The sequence below is a fragment of the Thalassobaculum salexigens DSM 19539 genome (assembly GCF_000423805.1).
Taxonomy (GTDB): Bacteria; Pseudomonadota; Alphaproteobacteria; order Thalassobaculales; family Thalassobaculaceae; genus Thalassobaculum; species Thalassobaculum litoreum.
In genome coordinates, this window is record NZ_KE384094.1 from 430,854 (window position 1) to 447,908 (window position 17,055).

The window sequence follows — 17,055 nt, forward strand, 5'->3', positions numbered from 1 at the left end:
CGAAATATGAATATTATATTATTCGGAATTGTGTCCTCCACTGCTGATCGACCCGCCGCTGGAACAGGGCGAAACGAGTGTTGAAGCCCGACAGAAGTGCAGCGCCGACCGTCCGGCCTGGCGCGAGATGTCTGCGAGACGGCTGAATGAACGAATGGGAAGACTTCCGGACCGCGGGAGCACGCCGCAATCCCTGCGCGTCGGCAGAGCGAACCGCCTACCACGCGATTTCTAGAGCCAAATCTGACCATACTGAATCATCTCATGATTCAGTATGGTCAGTGAATTTGCCTCTAAAACAATAAAATAGAGCGGATTCACGCGCGCTGACGCGATCACGAAGTGATCCCGTCACCGCACGATCTGCTCTAGAGCAAATCACGGTTCAGATCGTTTCGATCTGAACCGATCGCGCTCTTGGACATGATTTCTGGGCCAGGCTGTCCCGGAAAGCGGCCGGCTCTTCCGGGACAGCCTGTTGTAAGGCGTCAGAAGGACAGGGAGTCGACCCGGACCACCTGAGGCAGTGCCTTCACCGAGGCGAGAACCGCATCATCGACCCGCTGGTCCACTTCGACCAGGGCGATCGCCTCGCCCCCAGACTCCCGGCGCCCGAGGTGGAAGGTGGCGATATTCACCCCCGCCTCGCCCAACATCGAGCCCAACGCCCCGATGAAGCCCGGCTTGTCATAGTTGCGGACATACAGCATGCGCGGCGCGAAATCGGCCTCCACGCCGATACCCTGCACGCCGACCAGACGCGGCTTGTCGCCGCCGATCAGCGTACCCACGACCTCGCGGGTGCGGGTCCCGGTGGTCACGGTGACGCGCAGCAGGGTCTGATAATCCGGCTCGCGGTCGTGACGGGTGACGCTGATGTCGATGCCGCGCTGATGGGCCATCGTCGGCGCGTTCACCATGTTGACGCTGTCGACCTGAGAGCGCAGCACGCCGGTGATGGCGGCCGCCTTGATCGGGTCGGCGTTCAACTCCGCGGCATGGCCCTCCAACTCGATCTGGATCGAACGGATGGCGGACCGGGTGAGCTGGCCGCAGAACGACCCCATCAGCTCCGCAAGCCGCATGTAGGGCCGCAGGATCGGGGCCTCTTCCGCCGTGACAGAGGGCACGTTGATGGCATTGCTCACCGCCCCGGTCAGCAGGTAATCGCTCATCTGCTCGGCGATCTGCAGCGCCACCTTCTCCTGAGCTTCCGAGGTGGCCGCGCCGAGATGCGGAGTGCAGACCACATTCGGATGACCGAACAGCACGTTCTCGGTCGCAGGCTCGGTGACGAAGACGTCGAAGGCGGCCCCGGCGACGTGTCCGCTGTCCAGAGCGGCCCGCAGGTCCTCCTCGACCACCAACCCGCCGCGCGCGCAGTTCACGATCCGCACGCCCTTCTTCATCGTGGCCAGCGCCTCGGCATTGATGATGCCGCGGGTGCTGTCGGTCAGCGGGGTGTGCAGGGTGATGATGTCCGCCTCGGCGAACAACTCCTCCAGATCCACCTTGCGCACGCCCAGTTCGATCGCGCGCTGTTCGGAAAGATACGGATCATACGCCAGCACCCGCATCCGCAGGCCACGCGCCCGGTCGGCGACGATGGAGCCGATATTGCCGCAGCCGACCAGTCCCAGCGTCTTGCCGGTCAGCTCGACGCCCATGAACTTGGACTTCTCCCACTTGCCAGCCTGGGTGGAGGTATCGGCCTGGGGGATCTGGCGGGCAAGCGCGAACATCATGGCGATGGCGTGCTCGGCGGTGGTGACCGCGTTGCCGAACGGCGTGTTCATGACAACCACGCCGTGCTCGGTCGCGGCCTTGGTATCCACGTTGTCGACGCCGATACCGGCGCGGCCGACAACCTTCAGGTTGCTCGCCCTGGCCAGCACCTCTGCGGTGACCTTGGTGGCGGAGCGGACGGCCAGACCGTCGTACTCGCCGATGACGGAAAGCAATTCTTCGGCCGGAAGACCGGGACGGAAATCGGTGTCGATGCCGCGGGCGCGGAAGATCTCAACCGCCTGCTCGCTGAGCTTGTCGGAAATCAGAACCTTGGGCATGGGGGTCTCCCCTTGGAAGGTCACGGCTCTCGGCCGGACCCTGATTTTGGAGAAGGCCGCTGGGTCCCGGGCAGCCCCCGGATCATGTCCGGAGTCTCCCGGGATGACGGGGTGAGTATGGCGCTACCGGAATACCGTCATCCCGGCCTGGGCCCGGACATGATCCGGGCGCCGGGCGGAGACCCAAAGGCTGGCACGGAGGGAACGGTTGTCCTACGCCGCTTTCGCGAGCTCGGACTTCACCTCGCCCCAGGCCCAGTCGAGCCAGGGCAGCAGCGCCTCGATATCGGCGGTGTCCACCGTCGCCCCGCCCCAGATCCGCAGACCCGGCGGTGCGTCGCGATAACCGGCGATGTCGTAGCCCGCCCCTTCAGCCTCGACCAGCGTCGCGATCTTCTTGGCGGCCGCGGCCTGTTCCTCATCGGAGAGGGAGCGGAATGCCGGATCGACGATCGACAGACAGATCGAGGTGCAGGACCGGATCGCCTTGTCGGTGGCCAGAAAGCCGACCCATCCGGAGGCCTCCGCCCACCGCTCGATTGCGGCGAGGTTGGCGTTGCACCGGGCCTTCAGGCCATCGAGCCCGCCGATCTCCTCGGCCCAGGCCAGGGTATCGAGCGCATCTTCCACCGCCAGCATGGACGGGGTGTTGATGGTCTCGCCCTTGAAGATGCCTTCGTTCAGCTTGCCGCCCTTGGTCATGCGGAACAGCTTGGGCATCGGCCAGGGCGGCGTGTAGCTCTCAAGCCGCTCGACCGCCCGCGGGCTCAGCACGAGCATGCCGTGGGCCGCCTCGCCGCCCAGCACCTTCTGCCAGGACCACGTCACCACATCCAGCTTGTCCCAGGGCAGGTCCATGGCGAACGCCGCCGAGGTGGCGTCGCAGATCGCCAAGCCTTCGCGGCCCGCCGGGATCCAGTCGCCGTTCGGCACGCGGACGCCGGAGGTCGTTCCGTTCCAGGTGAAGACCACGTCACGGGAGAAATCCACCTCGGCCAGATCGACGAGCTCGCCATAGGGCGCTTCCAGAACGCGCACGTCGTCGAGCTTGAGCTGCTTGGTCACGTCGGTGACCCAGCCGGCGCCGAAGCTTTCCCAGGCCAGCATGTCGACGCCACGGGCGCCGAGCATGGACCACAGCACCATCTCGACGGCCCCGGTATCTGAGGCCGGCACGATGCCGATGCGGTAGTCGTCGGGAATGCCCAGGATCTTGCGCGACCGGTCGATCACGTCGCCGAGTTTGGCTTTACCGATCTTGGAACGGTGAGACCGCCCGAGGGCGGCGTCGGAGAGTACAGCGGGGCCCCATCCGGGTCGCTTTGCACACGGTCCGGATGAGAACAATGGTACCCGCGGCAGCTGCTGCGGCTTCATGGCTTCATCCTTCAATGTTATCGCTCGTTGGGGAGCGACGGCCCGCCGATGACACTAGGCGGGTTTGTTCACGTGTCAACAGCTCACACGGATGATTTCTGCAGGGCTCGATCGGATCCGCCAGCGGGTTCCATACGACCTTTATCGATTAATTTATGCAAAGCTACCTTCCGAAAATTCACCCCCGGACAGGTGATCCAATTCTTAAACCCCAATATTTCTACAAATTTAAGTCACATTACAAGTATCATAAGCTGCATGTTCGATTTGTTTTTCCCATCGAATAACGCTGAAAACCAAAACTACAACCTAATACTGTATATAAATGAATATTTACATTAGAGCAATAAACACATCATTAATAGTTTAAGCCCATAGGTCTCGGCCGAAGAAACTATCTCTGTTCAACCTACAACCGCTGAAAATCAGCCTAGACCAACCCCGAGCCCATCAAAACAAAAGCACCACAACACTGTGCTTTATCTGATGAAGTCGCTCGAAATAAGGATGCCGAGCCATGACGACACTCTCTACCGACCGACCGACCGAATCCGTCCGCACGCGTGACTCCCTCCTTTTCAGGATCCTGGCCGCCTTCGGCTTGGTCATCGCTGTATTCGTCGTGGGTGCGGGCCTCACATTCTTCAACCTGACCCAGATCTCGTCGGACGTGCACAAGTTCGCGGAGATCGCGAGGGAAGCGGGAAGTGCCGCGAAGATCGAGGCGCAGTTCGCCAAGATGAACGGCCATGCCCGAGAGTACGCAAGTCAGGGCAAGGAAAGCGACGCTGAGGCGGTCCAGTCTCTCGCCGCGGAAATCCAGAAGGAGATCGAGGATCTCCGGAGCTACGAGATCCCGGCGGAGATCGCCGGGCGCGTCACCGAAATCGAGCAGGCGGTCGCCCAGTATCAGACCGACTTCGCCGCGGCCGCCGTCCTGGAGCGCGAGTTCAAGCATCTCGTGAACGACCGGATGATCCCGCAGGGTCAGCTTCTCGTCGAAGACATGGACAAGATGCAGAAGGCGTTCGTGACCACGGGCGATCTGAATGCCGCCCTGAAGGCCGGGACGGCGCGCGAGCATCTGCTGCTGCTGCAACTCCATGCCAACAGCCTGGTCGGACACAAGGACACGAGCGTCAAGGAACTGGTGGACCAGGAAATCGCGATCTCCGACGCCGCGCTCGCGGATCTGGAGTTGCTGGCCCGGACCCCGGACACCGTCGCCCTGCTGGACGAGGTGAAGGGCCTGTTCGCCGACTACCGCGAGGCGGTCGAGACGGCCCATAAGGACGAGGTCCAGATCCGGAACATCGTCAACGGTCCCCTTCAGGCCAATGCCGACAAGATCGCCGCTGCCACCGAGACCTTCCTGGAAAAGGCAGTGGCGTTGGAAGCCGCCTTCGAGGAAGACGCGCTGGATCGGATCGTCTGGACCGAGATCGAGGTGGCCGTCGCCAGTCTCATCAGCTTCGCCCTCGGCGGTGTGATCGCCGTGTTCCTGGGACGCCGGCTTTCCGGCACCGCCATCTCCCTGTCGGCCGTGATGGACAGGCTCGCCAATCAGGACTTGTCCGTTGAGGTTCCTGGTGTCGACCGCCGCGACGAGTTCGGTCTCATGTCGCGCGCCGTCGAGGTGTTCAAGAAGAGCATGATCCAGAACCGTGAGATGGAGGAGGCCCAGAAGGCCGAGCAACTGAAGCGCGAGGAACGGGCAAAGCGGATCGAGGAACTGACGGCCGCGTTCGACGCCGGCGTCAGCGAGATGCTGGAGATGGTCTCCTCCGCGACCACCCAGCTCGACGCATCGGCCCAGTCGATGTCGAGCATCGCCGAACAGACCATGGAACGCTCGACCGCGGTCGCCGGCGCCTCGGAGGAAGCAACCACGAACGTGCAGACCGTTGCCTCCGCCGCCGAGGAGCTGTCGGCCTCGATCATCGAGATCAGCAACCAGATCAGCGAGTCGACGCGGATCTCGAGAGAGGCTTCCGTCAAGGCGCAGACCACGAGCGAGGCCGTCGGCGGCCTGGAGACGGCGGCCGCCCAGGTCGGCAACATCGTGGACCTGATCAGCGACATCGCCGAACAGACGAACCTGCTGGCGCTGAACGCGACGATCGAGGCGGCTCGTGCCGGGGAGGCCGGCAAAGGCTTCGCCGTGGTGGCGACGGAAGTGAAGTCGCTCGCCGACCAGACCGGAAAGGCGACGGTCGAGATCTCCGACAAGGTGGCGCAAATTCAGACCGAGACCGGTCGCGCCGCCGAGGCCATCCGAGAGATCGCCAGCACGGTCCAGCGTCTCGACGAGATCTCTTCGGCAATCGCGGCCGCCGTCGAAGAGCAGTCCTCCGCGACCCAGGAGATCGGCCGCAGCGTCCAGGAGGCTGCCCAGGGAACCCAGGAAGTCTCCTCCAACATCGAAGCGGTCAGCTCCGGCGCCCAGGAGACCAGTTCCGCCGCCGCCGAGGTCCGATCGGCGACCAGCGACGTGTCCGGACAGAGCGATCGCCTTCGGACCCAGATCGCGCAGTTCCTGTCCGAGGTGAAGGTCGCCTGATCCGGTCTGACGGAAACGACGACAGGTCCCGGGCCCGCCGCAATTCGAATGCGGCGGGCCCGGCTCCGTTTTGCGACATCCCGCACCTGCGAAAAAGCTCTCTGGACTCGGTACCGGATTGCCCTCAGGCTTTGCCTTCCAAGAAACTCCACCTAAGGAGGGGCTCAATGAACTGGGGACGCATTTTTAGAAAAACCGCGGGGAAGACCGCACTCGCTGCAGCCATCGCGCTGCCCATGTCGCTCGGCTTGAACGCCACCGCGTCGGCCGAAACCACGCTCCGCGTGGTCATGCACTCGGACCTGAAGATCGTCGACCCGATCTGGACGACGGCCTACATGTCCCGCAACTATGGGTACATGGTGTACGACACGCTGTTCGCGATGGACAGCGACACCAACGTCCATCCGCAGATGGTGGACACCTATTCCGTCAGCGACGACAAGCTCACCTACACGATGACGCTGCGCGACGGCCTGAAATGGCATGACGGCGCGCCTGTCACCTCCGAAGACTGCATCGCTTCGATCAAGCGCTGGGGTGCCAAGGATTCGATGGGCCAGAAGCTCCTGGAGTTCGTCGCCGAGTTCAAGGCGGTGGACGACAAGACCTTCGAGATCGTCCTGAAGAAGCCCTACGGTCTTGTGATCGCCTCGCTCGCCAAGCCGAGCTCCAACGTGCCGTTCATGATGCCGAAGCGCGTCGCGGACACGCCGGCCGCCGACCAGATCACCGACTACACCGGCTCCGGCCCGTTCGTCTTCAAGCAGGACGAGTGGAAGCCGGGCGACGTCGCGGTGTTCGAGAAGTTCGACGACTACGTACCGCGCTCCGAGGAGCCGAGCTGGGCCGCCGGCGGCAAGGTCGTGAACGTCGACCGGGTCGAGTGGGTCTCCATCAAGGACCACCAGACCGCGGTCAACGCCCTGCTGGAAGGCGAGGTCGACTATCTGGAAGCCCCGCCCACCGATCTGCTGCCGCTGTTCGAGGGCAACGACGACATCACCGCCAAGATCCTGAACCCGCTGGGCAACCAGTACATGTTCCGGATGAACTGGCTGCATCCGCCGTTCGACAACGTGAAGCTGCGCCGGGCTGCCCTGATGGCGATCAACCAGGTCGACTTCGTCCAGGCCACCATCGGCAATCCTGACTACTACAAGGAATGCCCGGCCATGTTCGTCTGCGGCACGGCCTTCGCCACCGACGCCGGCACCGAGATCGTGGTGAAGTCCGACATCGACGGCGCCAAGAAGATGCTCGAGGAAGCCGGCTATGACGGCACCCCCGTGGTGGTGATGCAGTCGACCGACGTCGACGTGCTGAACAACCTCGGTCCGGTCGCCGCAGACAAGCTGAAGCAGGCCGGCTTCAACGTCGATCTGCAGGCGATGGACTGGCAGACCCTGGTCGCCCGCCGGGCGAAGAAGGAGCCGCCGTCCGAAGGGGGCTGGAACGTCTTCCTGACGTCCTGGACCGCCGCCGACATCCTGAACCCGATCTCCGCCGCCGGCTTCAACGCCGGGTGCGACAAGGCCTGGTTCGGCTGGCCCTGCGACGCGAAGATGGAGGAACTCCGCGAGGCGTTCGCCACCGAGACCGACGAGGGCAAGCAGAAGGCGATCGCGGAAGACATTCAGGAGCGCGCCATGGAAATCGGCACCCACGCCCATGCGGGTCAGTGGTACCAGGTCCCGGCGTGGCGGAGCGACAAGCTGAGCGGCGTGCTCGGCGGCCCGTTCCCAATCTTCTGGAACATCGCCAAGTCCGAATAGGGACGCGGCGGTCCGTCTCCTGACGCTACCTGACGCTGGAGCCATAACCGCATATGTTCGGATTCATCATCCAACGTCTGCTCGCCACCATCCCGGTCCTCGGGATGGTGGCGGTCTTCGTGTTCCTCATGCTGCGGCTCACCCCGGGCGATCCCGCGGCGGTCCTGGCCGGCGACAACGGCTCGCCCGAACAGGTCGCCGAGATCCGCGAAAGCCTCGGCCTGAACGAACCGCTGGTGGTCCAGCTCGGCATCTGGATCGGGAACATCCTGCAGGGCGATTTCGGCCAGTCCTATTTCTTCAAGAAGGACGTCGCCGAACTCATCCTGCTGCGGGTTGAGCCCACGCTGGCCCTGGCGACCACCACCCTGATCTTCACCATCATGGTGGCCGTCCCGATCGGCGTCATCGCCGCCTACAAGCACGGCACCTGGATCGACCGGGCGGTCATGGCCTTCTCTGTGGCCGGCTTCTCCATCCCGGTCTTCGTGCTGGGCTACATCCTGATCTACCTGTTCGCCATGCAGATCGACCTGTTCCCGGTGCAGGGATACAAATCGATCGCCGACGGCTTCTGGCCGTTCCTGCACCGCCTGATCCTGCCCAGCATCACCCTCAGCGTGATCTACATCGCGCTGATCGCCCGCATCACCCGGGCCAGCGTGCTGGAGGTCCTGGGCGAGGACTATATCCGCACCGCCTACGCCAAAGGGCTTACGCCCAACGCCGTACTGCTCAAGCACGCGCTGCGCAACGCGGCGGTGCCCATCGTCACCGTGATCGGCATCGGCATCGCCCTGCTGATCGGCGGCGTGGTGGTGACGGAGAGCGTCTACAACATCCCCGGCCTCGGCCGCCTGACCGTGGACGCCGTACTCGGCCGCGACTATCCGACGATCCAGGCGATCATCATGGTGTTCTCGTTCGTCTACGTGATGATCAACCTGCTGGTCGATCTTACCTACAGCCTGCTTGACCCGAGGATCCGCTATTGACCGAGGGCACGGAAAATCTCGTCGACTCCGCCGCCTCGGCGGACGCGGCCTCGCGAAGGGCGACCGTCTGGGAACAGCTCGTCCGCAACCCCAGCGTCATGTTCGGCGCCATCGTCCTCGGCCTGATGGTCCTGATGGCGCTCTGCGCGCCGCTGCTCGACACCATGGATCCCAGTTCGATCGATCCGGCCTGGCGCAACAAGAACCCGGGCGTGGAGCATCTGAAGACCTTCTCCGACGGCACCGAGCGGGAATGGACCTACCGCATGGGCACCGACACGCTCGGCCGCGACACCTATAGCCGGGTGATCTACGGCGCCCGCGTCTCGCTCGCCGTCGGGATCGTGGTGGCGGTGCTGTCGCTCGCCATCGGTCTGGTGATCGGCCTGGTCTCGGGCTACATCCGCTGGCTCGACACCATCGTCATGCGGGTGATGGACGGGCTTATGGCGATCCCCGGCATCCTGCTCGCCATCGCCCTGGTGTCGCTCGCCGATGCCGGGCTGGTGACGGTGATCCTGGCGATCACCATCCCGGAGATCCCCCGCGTGGTGCGGCTGGTGCGCTCCATCGTGCTGTCGATCCGCGAGGAACCCTATGTGGAGGCGGCGATCTCGGTCGGCACCCGGGTGCCGCTGATCCTGATCCGGCACGTGCTGCCGAACACCATCGCGCCGCTGATCGTCCAGGGCACCTATATCTGTGCCTCGGCGATCCTGGTGGAGGCGATCCTGAGCTTCCTGGGTGTGGGCATCCCGCCGGAAACGCCGACCTGGGGGAACATCATGGCCGAGGGACGGCTGCTGTTCCGCGTCTACCCGCACAACATCATGTTCCCGGGCATCTTCCTGGCGATCACGGTGCTGGCGGTGAACATGCTCGGCGACGGGCTGCGCGACACGCTCGATCCCCGCATGCGCAAGCGGCTGTAGACCATGAGCGATCAAAGCATGACCCAGCCGATCCTGGAGATCGACAACCTCACCGTCGATCTGCCCGACGGCAACGACCGCCGGCATGCGGTGGACGGCGTCTCCATCTCCGTCGGTCCGCGCGAGATCGTCTGCCTCGTCGGCGAGTCCGGCTCCGGCAAATCGGTGACCGCGTTCAGCGTGATGGGGCTGCTGCCGAAAGGGCAGCTCACGCCCAGCGGCGGCGCCATCCGGCTGATGGGCGAGAACGTGCTGGAGGCCAGCGACGAGCGGCTGCGCGAGCTGCGGGGCGCCCGCATGTCGATGATCTTCCAGGAGCCGATGACGGCCCTGAACCCGACCATGACCTGCGGCGACCAGATCGAGGAGGTGCTGACCACCCACACCTCGCTCGACCAGGCGGCGCGCGAGGCCAAGATCCTCGACATCCTGGAGCAGGTGCAGCTTCCCGACCCGCCGCGCATGGCGGCCTCCTACCCGCACCAGCTGTCCGGCGGCCAGCGTCAGCGCATCATGATCGCCATGGCCCTGGTGCTGGAGCCGGTGCTGCTGATCGCCGACGAGCCGACCACCGCGCTCGACGTGACGACGCAGGAACAGATCCTCAAGCTGATCAAGGACATCCAGCGGACCCACGAGACGGCGGTACTGTTCATCACCCACGATTTCGGCGTGGTCGCCGAGATCGCCGACCGGGTCGCGGTGATGCAATGGGGCAAGGTGGTCGAGGAAGGTCCGGCCGAGGCGGTGCTGAAACGGCCGCACGAGCCCTATACCAAGATGCTGATCGGCGCGGTGCCGAGCTTCACGCCGCATGGCCGCGCACGGGAGGCCAAGGCGCCGGTCGTGCTGGCCACCGACGCGCTGTGCAAGACCTACGGCGGCGGCGGGTTCTTCCAGAAGGCGCGGGCCGTCAACGCCGCTCAGGATGTCAGCATCGAGGTCCGCCGCGGCGAGACCCTGGGCATCGTGGGCGAATCCGGCTCCGGCAAGTCGACGGTGGCGCGCTGCATCGCCCGGCTGATCGACCCGACCTCGGGCCATATCTATTTGCACAACGACGACATCGCCCAGGCGTCCCAGACCCGCCTGCGCGCCCTGCGCCGCCGGGTGCAGATCATCTTCCAGGACCCCTACCGCTCGCTCAATCCGCGGCGCACCGTCGGCGCGTCCATCGTCGAGGGGCCGATGAACTACGGCATGGGCGCGAAGGAGGCCTACGAGCGCGCCCGCTCGCTGATGTCCCTGGTCCGCCTTGACCCTGGGGCGCTGGATCGCTTCCCGCACCAGTTCTCCGGCGGCCAGCGCCAGCGCATCTGCATCGCCCGGGCGCTCGCCATGGAGCCGGACCTGCTGATCGCCGACGAGGCGGTCTCTGCCCTCGACGTCTCGGTGCAGGCCCAGGTGCTGGAACTGCTGGACGACATCCGCCGCCGGCTCGACCTCGCCATGCTGTTCATCACCCACGACCTGCGCGTCGCCGCCCAGGTGTGCGACACGGTCGCGGTGATGCACCGCGGCCGGGTGGTCGAATACGGCGAGGCGGCGGAGGTGTTCGGCAACCCGCAACACGACTATACCCGCGCCCTGTTCGCCGCCGCGCCGGGCCGCGGCTTCGACTTCGGCAGTGCGGCTGCGCTGGCCGCCGGGTGACCATCGTGGAAGCCGCTGTTCGGAACCCGAGGAGTGGCGCCGCGTTGTATCCGCACTGATGAAAATAATGGGCGGGTATCGACATGACGATTCTGCGACTTCTTCTGACCATCCTTCTACCGCCGGTGGGCGTCTTCCTGACGGTCGGCATCGGCGCTCAGTTCTGGATCAACATCCTGTTGACCATCTTGGGTTATATCCCCGGCATCGTTCACGGCGTCTGGGTCATTGCCAAGCGAACGCCGTCCGATCCGTGAATGCCGGCTGCGGCGGCATCGGCTGGTGCCGCCCGACGCGTCCCGCGACGCGTTCCCGGATCTTCCTGACGCTGCTCCATCTGCTGGTCGCCGCATCCTTTCTCGTTGGGATGCCAGCAGGCTTGGCCCCTGCGCTCGCGCAGGGCGCTTCCGGAGTCGACGCGCCTTCCGAGGCGCCGCGTGCCATCGCGGTAGAGCCGGTGGCCAGGGACGACGCGATCGCGAAGCGCATCGACAGCATTCTGGATGCCACCGGCTGGTATCGCGGCGTCGAAGTCCAGGCACGCGAAGGCGTGGTCTTCCTCGACGGCAGCACCCAGAGCGACGAGCATCGCACCTGGGCGCGTAACCTCGCGGCCAATACCCAGGACGTGGTCGCCGTCGTCAACCGGATCACGGTCACACCCAAGAGCGACTGGTCCTTCGCCCCGGCGCTGAACGAGGTTCGCGCCCTGATCTACAAGGCGGTGGCGAGCCTGCCGCTGATCGCCCTGGCGCTGGTGATCCTGCCGATCGCCTTCTACGCCGCCGTCCTGATCGGTCGGGTCGTGGATTGGGCACTGAGCCGACAGGTCGACTCCCCGTTCCTGCGCAGCGTCATCGCCCGCACGGTCTCGATCCCGGTCTTCCTGATCGGGCTCTATATCGTGCTGCAGGTTGCCGGCCTCACCCAGCTCGCCCTGTCGCTGCTCGGCGGCGCCGGCGTGGTCGGCATCATCGTCGGTTTCGCCTTCCGCGACATCGCCGAGAATTTCCTCGCCAGCCTGCTGCTCAGCATCCGCCAGCCGTTCCGGCGCGGCGACTACATCGCCGTGGGCGGCCAGGAGGGCACGGTGCAGAGCATGAACACCCGAAGCACCCTGCTCCTGTCGCGCGAGGGCAACCACATCCAGATCCCCAACGCCTCGGTATTCAAGAGCACCATCGTCAACTTCAGCGCCGCGGCCGCCCGTCAGGAATTCCTGGAGATCGGCATCGGCTACGAGGTCTCCGTCGCCGCCGCCCAGGAGATCATCCGCAGGGTCCTGGCCGGACACACCGCCGTGCTGGCGGAGCCGGAGGAGCCGCTGGTTCTGGTCCATTCCCTGGGCAGTGCCACGGTCAACCTACGCGCCTATTTCTGGTTCGACGGCCAGGCCTATTCGGTTCTCAAGATCCGCTCGGCCCTGCTGCGGCTGATCAAGAAGGCGCTGACCGAGGCGGGTATCTCCATGCCGGACGAGGCGCGCGAGGTGATCTTCCCCCAGGGCGTGCCGATCATCTCCATGGATGGGGGCTCCGGTACCACCCCCTCTCCCGGGCCGGAATCCCGACCGCCGGAGCCTTCGGCCGCCCCGCCGGCCAAGGAGTCGGGTGCCCCGGCCACCGCCTCGGAGGGCGATCTGGAGAACGACACGGAATCCGTCGAGCGCCACGCCGCCGGCGCGGATATTCCCGAGGCGTCCCAGGATCTGCTCGCCGACGGCGACCGCAGGCTCTGAGGCGACCGCCGGCTCTAAGCCCCTCCGGTCGCGGCGCTTACCCGCCGGCGATCCCCAACGTCTCCAACCCGACGGCCAGCAGGACGCCGAACACCGGGATGATGGCGAGGCCCGCCAGCGCGAACAGGCCGTCTCGGGTCAGCAGACCGGCCGCGATCAGCAGAACCGCACCGCCGGCGACCGAGGAGGAGAACGGGATGAACTCCAGGAACGGCATCGCCAGGCCGCAGAACAGGCAGACGACCTCCAGCACCGTCCGGCCCGGCGGATCGATCAGCCACCTCAGCCGGGCCCGGGCATGGTCGTCCATCCAATGGGCGATCTTTGCGAGCCTGCCGACCGCCCCACGCGCGCGCTTTCCGCTGATGGTGCGCCGGCCGATGACGCCGGGGATCCACAGGCGGCCGAGCCTGGGAAACACCATCTGCGCCGAGATGATGACGATGATCGCACCGCAGAACGAGGACAGCAGGGGCACACCGGACAGCGGCGACATCACCGCGAGCGAGGGAACGACCAGCAACGGCAGGTAGGACCGACGCCCGAAGGCCTCCAGCACTTCGCCGACCGTAACCCGATTGCCCTGGGCAGTGTCCGCCATGCGGTCGACGATATCGCTCATCGGATGGTCGGACGTTGGCTGCCCGTTCGTATCCGATTTGTCCGGTTCCAATGTAGATGCGGTCATGGCGACCTCGACACTGCTCCGATGAAAAGGCATGGCCCGCCGGGCACCACCGCCCTTGGCGGCCGCGACCGACCGGCACCCGATGCTCCAGGCGGCGGCCCTGCGGGAGGCCGCGGGCCCGACGTTTCGTGGTGAAAGTCGAACGCCCCGGCGGGAGCGGGGTTCCCGAATCCCTAGGGGGCAACGGGGGCACAACCGACGTCTTACGAACAACCGGCGGCGGTCCTTTCGTTGCCCGCCCGTCGCAGACCGTCGTATTCCCTTTATTGACGCCGCATTTATTCTGGTGTCCCGTGTTCTGAATTCAGAATACGGAAACGGACCCGGACATGCAGTCCCTCGCCGCAAAGCTCGATCTGACCGCCCAGGCGCATCAGGCCATCCGGGATGCCATCATGGCGATGGACCTGGCGCCCGGAACGCCGCTGGCGCAGGAGGATCTGGCCGAGCGGCTCGGGGTCAGCCGCCAGCCCGTAAGCCACGCGCTGGTGCTTCTGAGGCGCGAGGGCCTGGTGGTCGACCGCGGCCGCAAGGGCCAGATGGTGGCGCCGATCGACCCCGACCGGCTGCTCGCCCTGTACCAGGTGCGCGGCGCCATCGACCGGCTGGCCGCTCGGCTTGCTACCACCCGGCTCGATATGTCCGACACGCCGTCCAAACGCTTCCAGCGCCTCATCAAGGACGGGTGGGACGCCTGCACCAGCGGCGAGATCGACGCCCTGGTCAAGGCCGATCTCGCCTTCCATCAGGCGATCCACGCGCTCTCGGGCAACGACGAGATCGAACGCACCGCCGCCGGCTTCTGGCCGCATATGGTCCGCTCCATGCGCGTGGTCCTCGAGGACAGCAAGGGCCACGGAGCAATCTGGCGCGAGCACGAAGATATCGCCGAGGCCATCCTCTCCGGCGATCCGGTCAAGGCGGGCCATCTGGCCGCCGACCATGCCGAACGGACGGGCGAGCTGACCCACCAACGACTGAGCCGGCCCTAAGACCGGCGGACTTCAAACAAACAAGAAGCCAACACGGAAGGAAACGCCATGAAACTCAGCGCCGAAGACCTCAAGAAATTCGACGAAGAAGGCTACCTGTTCTTCCCCGGCAAGTTCACGCCGCAGGAAGCCGCCCTGATGAAGCAGGAAGCCGACAAGATCTACGCGATGGACCGCAAGGAGGTCTGGCGCGAGAAGTCCGGCGTGGCCCGCACCGCCTTCGCCGCCCATACCTATAACGAGACGTTCCGCCGTCTCGGTGCCCATCCGCGTCTGGTTGAGCCGGTGCAGCAGCTCCTCGACGGGTCGGTCTACATGCACCAGTTCAAGATCAACGCGAAGGCCGCCTTCGACGGCGATGTCTGGCAGTGGCACCAGGACTACGGCACCTGGGCGCGCGACGACGAGATGCCGGAGCCGCGCGCGATGAACATCGCGGTGTTCCTGGACGACGTCACCGCCGCCAACGGCCCGCTGCTGTTCATCCCGGGCAGCCACAAGCAGGGCGTGGTCGAGGCCGGTCACGACCTGGAGACCACCTCCTATCCGCTGTGGACGCTGGACCGCGAGACGGTCTCGGCCCTGGCGGAAAAGGGCGGCTGCGTGGCGCCGACCGGCCCCGCCGGCAGCGTGCTGCTGTTCTCCTCGCTGCTGGTGCATGCCAGCCCGCCGAACATCTCGCCGCTCGGCCGCACCATCGTCTATCTGTCGCTGTGCCACGTGGACAACCACATCCGCGCCTTCAAGCGCGACGAGTGGATCGCCCATCGCGACTTCACGCCGATCTCCGCCCTGGAGGACGACTGCTTCGACGAACTGGTCGCCGGTCAGCTCCAGGCGGCGGAATAGGCGACGATGTATATCTATCAGGACCTTCTGGCCCGCGCCCAGGCCGGCACGCCCGTGCGTGTCGGCCTGATCGGCGCCGGCAAGTTCGGCAGCATGTTCCTCTCCCAGGTCCCGACGACGCCGGGGCTTGAGGTGGCCTGGATCGCCGACCTGTCGCCGGACCGCGCCCGGGCCGCCTGCCGCTCGGTCGGCTGGCCCGACGACCTGATCGCCAGGACGACCGTCGAAGACGACGCCCGCAGGCTGATCGCCTCCGGGGCGGCGGATGTGGTGGTGGAAGCCACCGGCGTGCCGTCGGTCGGCCTGGTCCACGCCCGCGAGGCGATCCGCAACGGCGTCCACATCGTCATGGTCAATGTCGAGGCCGACGTGCTGGCCGGACCGCTCCTGGCGGAGGAGGCACGTCAGGCCGGCGTGGTCTATTCCATGGCCTATGGCGACCAGCCGGCGCTGACCTGCGAGATGGTCGAATGGGCCCGCTCCACCGGCTTCGACGTCGTCGCCGCCGGCAAGGGCACCAAATTCCTGCCGGCCTATCACGCCTCGACGCCGGACACGGTCTGGGACCATTACGGGCTGACCGGCGAACAGGCCGCGGCCGCCGGCATGAACAGCCAGATGTTCAACAGCTTCCTCGACGGCACCAAGTCGGCGCTGGAGATGGCGGCGATCGCCAACGCGACCGGCCTGACCCCGCCGCCGGATGGGCTGATGTTCCCGCCGGCCGGCATGGACGATCTCGCCCATGTGCTCCGCCCCAAGTCCGAAGGCGGCCAGCTCGCCGCCAAGGGACAGGTGGAAGTCGTCTCTTCCCTGGAGCGGGACGGCCGGCCGGTCTTCAAGGACCTGCGCTGGGGCGTCTACGTGGTCATCGAGGCGCCGAACGACTACGCCGCCGCCTGTTTCCGGCAATACGGCATGAACACCGACGCCACAGGACGGTATTCGGCGATGTACAAGCCGTTCCACCTGATCGGGCTGGAGCTCAACGTGTCGATCCTGTCGGCGGCGATCCTGAACCGCCCGACCGGCTCGACACAGGGATTCCGCGGCGACGTGGTGGCGACGGCCAAGCGCGACCTGAAGGCCGGCGAAATGCTGGATGGCGAGGGCGGCTTCACGGTATGGGGTAAGCTCTACCCGGCGGAGACGTCCCTGAAGATCGGCGGCCTGCCGATCGGCCTCGCCCACAATGTCAGACTGAAGGCCGATATCAAGACGGGTCAGCCTATCCGGTGGGTCGATGTCGAGGCGGACGAGAGCAGCGAGGCGATCCGCATCCGCCGCGACATGGAGCGCCGGTTCGGCCGCAAGGGGATGGCGGCCTGAAGCCAGGCGCGCCCCCGGAGGGTCCTGGGCTTCCGGCGTAGCTTGGAAACGGAACGTGCCGCCCCAGGGATAAGGGGCGGCACGTCAGGCCGTCAGGCCCG

At 65.6% G+C, this 17,055-nt stretch carries 13 protein-coding genes; 10 read left to right on the top strand and 3 right to left on the bottom strand.

Features of this window, described 5'->3' with window-relative positions:
• Positions 1-488 precede the first annotated feature (488 nt).
• Positions 489-2,066 carry a phosphoglycerate dehydrogenase gene (gene serA / locus G578_RS0117225; protein ID WP_028795306.1) on the bottom strand — a complete coding sequence of 526 codons (1,578 nt, stop codon included), beginning with the start codon at positions 2,064-2,066 and terminating at the stop codon, positions 489-491.
• Positions 2,067-2,279: 213 nt separating this feature from the next.
• Positions 2,280-3,443, bottom strand: coding sequence for a phosphoserine transaminase (locus tag G578_RS0117230; protein WP_028795307.1), 1,164 nt, complete (start codon positions 3,441-3,443; stop codon positions 2,280-2,282).
• Positions 3,444-3,960: 517 nt separating this feature from the next.
• On the opposite strand from G578_RS0117230, the gene G578_RS28590 reads away from it, so the two are divergent.
• The 7 genes from G578_RS28590 (at position 3,961) to G578_RS0117265 (ending at position 13,096) form a co-directional block, all read left to right on the top strand.
• Positions 3,961-6,003: a methyl-accepting chemotaxis protein gene (locus G578_RS28590; RefSeq protein ID WP_051244960.1), complete on the top strand. Its 2,043-nt coding sequence runs from the start codon at positions 3,961-3,963 to the stop codon at positions 6,001-6,003.
• 167 nt (positions 6,004-6,170) lie between these two features.
• Positions 6,171-7,778: an ABC transporter substrate-binding protein gene (locus G578_RS0117240; RefSeq protein ID WP_038015151.1), complete on the top strand. Its 1,608-nt coding sequence runs from the start codon at positions 6,171-6,173 to the stop codon at positions 7,776-7,778.
• A gap of 53 nt (positions 7,779-7,831) precedes the next feature.
• A complete protein-coding gene (locus tag G578_RS0117245; protein WP_028795309.1) occupies positions 7,832-8,773 on the top strand; it encodes an ABC transporter permease in 942 nt (313 codons plus the stop codon).
• Positions 8,770-9,705: an ABC transporter permease gene (locus tag G578_RS0117250; protein ID WP_028795310.1), complete on the top strand. Its 936-nt coding sequence runs from the start codon at positions 8,770-8,772 to the stop codon at positions 9,703-9,705. Before G578_RS0117245 ends, G578_RS0117250 begins: the two co-directional genes overlap by 4 nt.
• A gap of 3 nt (positions 9,706-9,708) precedes the next feature.
• A complete protein-coding gene (locus G578_RS0117255; protein ID WP_028795311.1) occupies positions 9,709-11,358 on the top strand; it encodes an ABC transporter ATP-binding protein in 1,650 nt (549 codons plus the stop codon).
• An 83-nt stretch (positions 11,359-11,441) separates the two neighbouring features.
• Entirely contained in the window at positions 11,442-11,615 is a 174-nt protein-coding gene (locus G578_RS29155; protein ID WP_038015152.1) for a YqaE/Pmp3 family membrane protein, read from the top strand.
• Between the two features lie 122 nt (positions 11,616-11,737).
• Positions 11,738-13,096: a mechanosensitive ion channel family protein gene (locus G578_RS0117265; protein ID WP_169400876.1), complete on the top strand. Its 1,359-nt coding sequence runs from the start codon at positions 11,738-11,740 to the stop codon at positions 13,094-13,096.
• A gap of 37 nt (positions 13,097-13,133) precedes the next feature.
• Here G578_RS0117265 and G578_RS0117270 read toward each other — a convergent pair whose 3' ends face one another.
• The gene (locus tag G578_RS0117270; protein WP_028795313.1) at positions 13,134-13,718 is read right to left on the bottom strand and encodes an exopolysaccharide biosynthesis protein; all 585 of its coding nucleotides are present in this window, start codon (positions 13,716-13,718) and stop codon (positions 13,134-13,136) included.
• 395 nt (positions 13,719-14,113) lie between these two features.
• On the opposite strand from G578_RS0117270, the gene G578_RS0117275 reads away from it, so the two are divergent.
• Genes G578_RS0117275 through G578_RS0117285 form a run of 3 tightly spaced genes read left to right on the top strand, consistent with a single transcriptional unit; the run spans position 14,114 to position 16,954 of the window.
• Positions 14,114-14,776, top strand: coding sequence for a GntR family transcriptional regulator (locus G578_RS0117275; protein ID WP_028795314.1), 663 nt, complete (start codon positions 14,114-14,116; stop codon positions 14,774-14,776).
• 48 nt (positions 14,777-14,824) lie between these two features.
• Positions 14,825-15,625 carry a phytanoyl-CoA dioxygenase family protein gene (locus G578_RS0117280; protein WP_028795315.1) on the top strand — a complete coding sequence of 267 codons (801 nt, stop codon included), beginning with the start codon at positions 14,825-14,827 and terminating at the stop codon, positions 15,623-15,625.
• A gap of 6 nt (positions 15,626-15,631) precedes the next feature.
• On the top strand, positions 15,632-16,954 hold the full coding sequence (locus G578_RS0117285; RefSeq protein WP_028795316.1) for an NAD(P)H-dependent oxidoreductase: 1,323 nt from the start codon (positions 15,632-15,634) through the stop codon (positions 16,952-16,954).
• Positions 16,955-17,055: the final 101 nt, after the last annotated feature.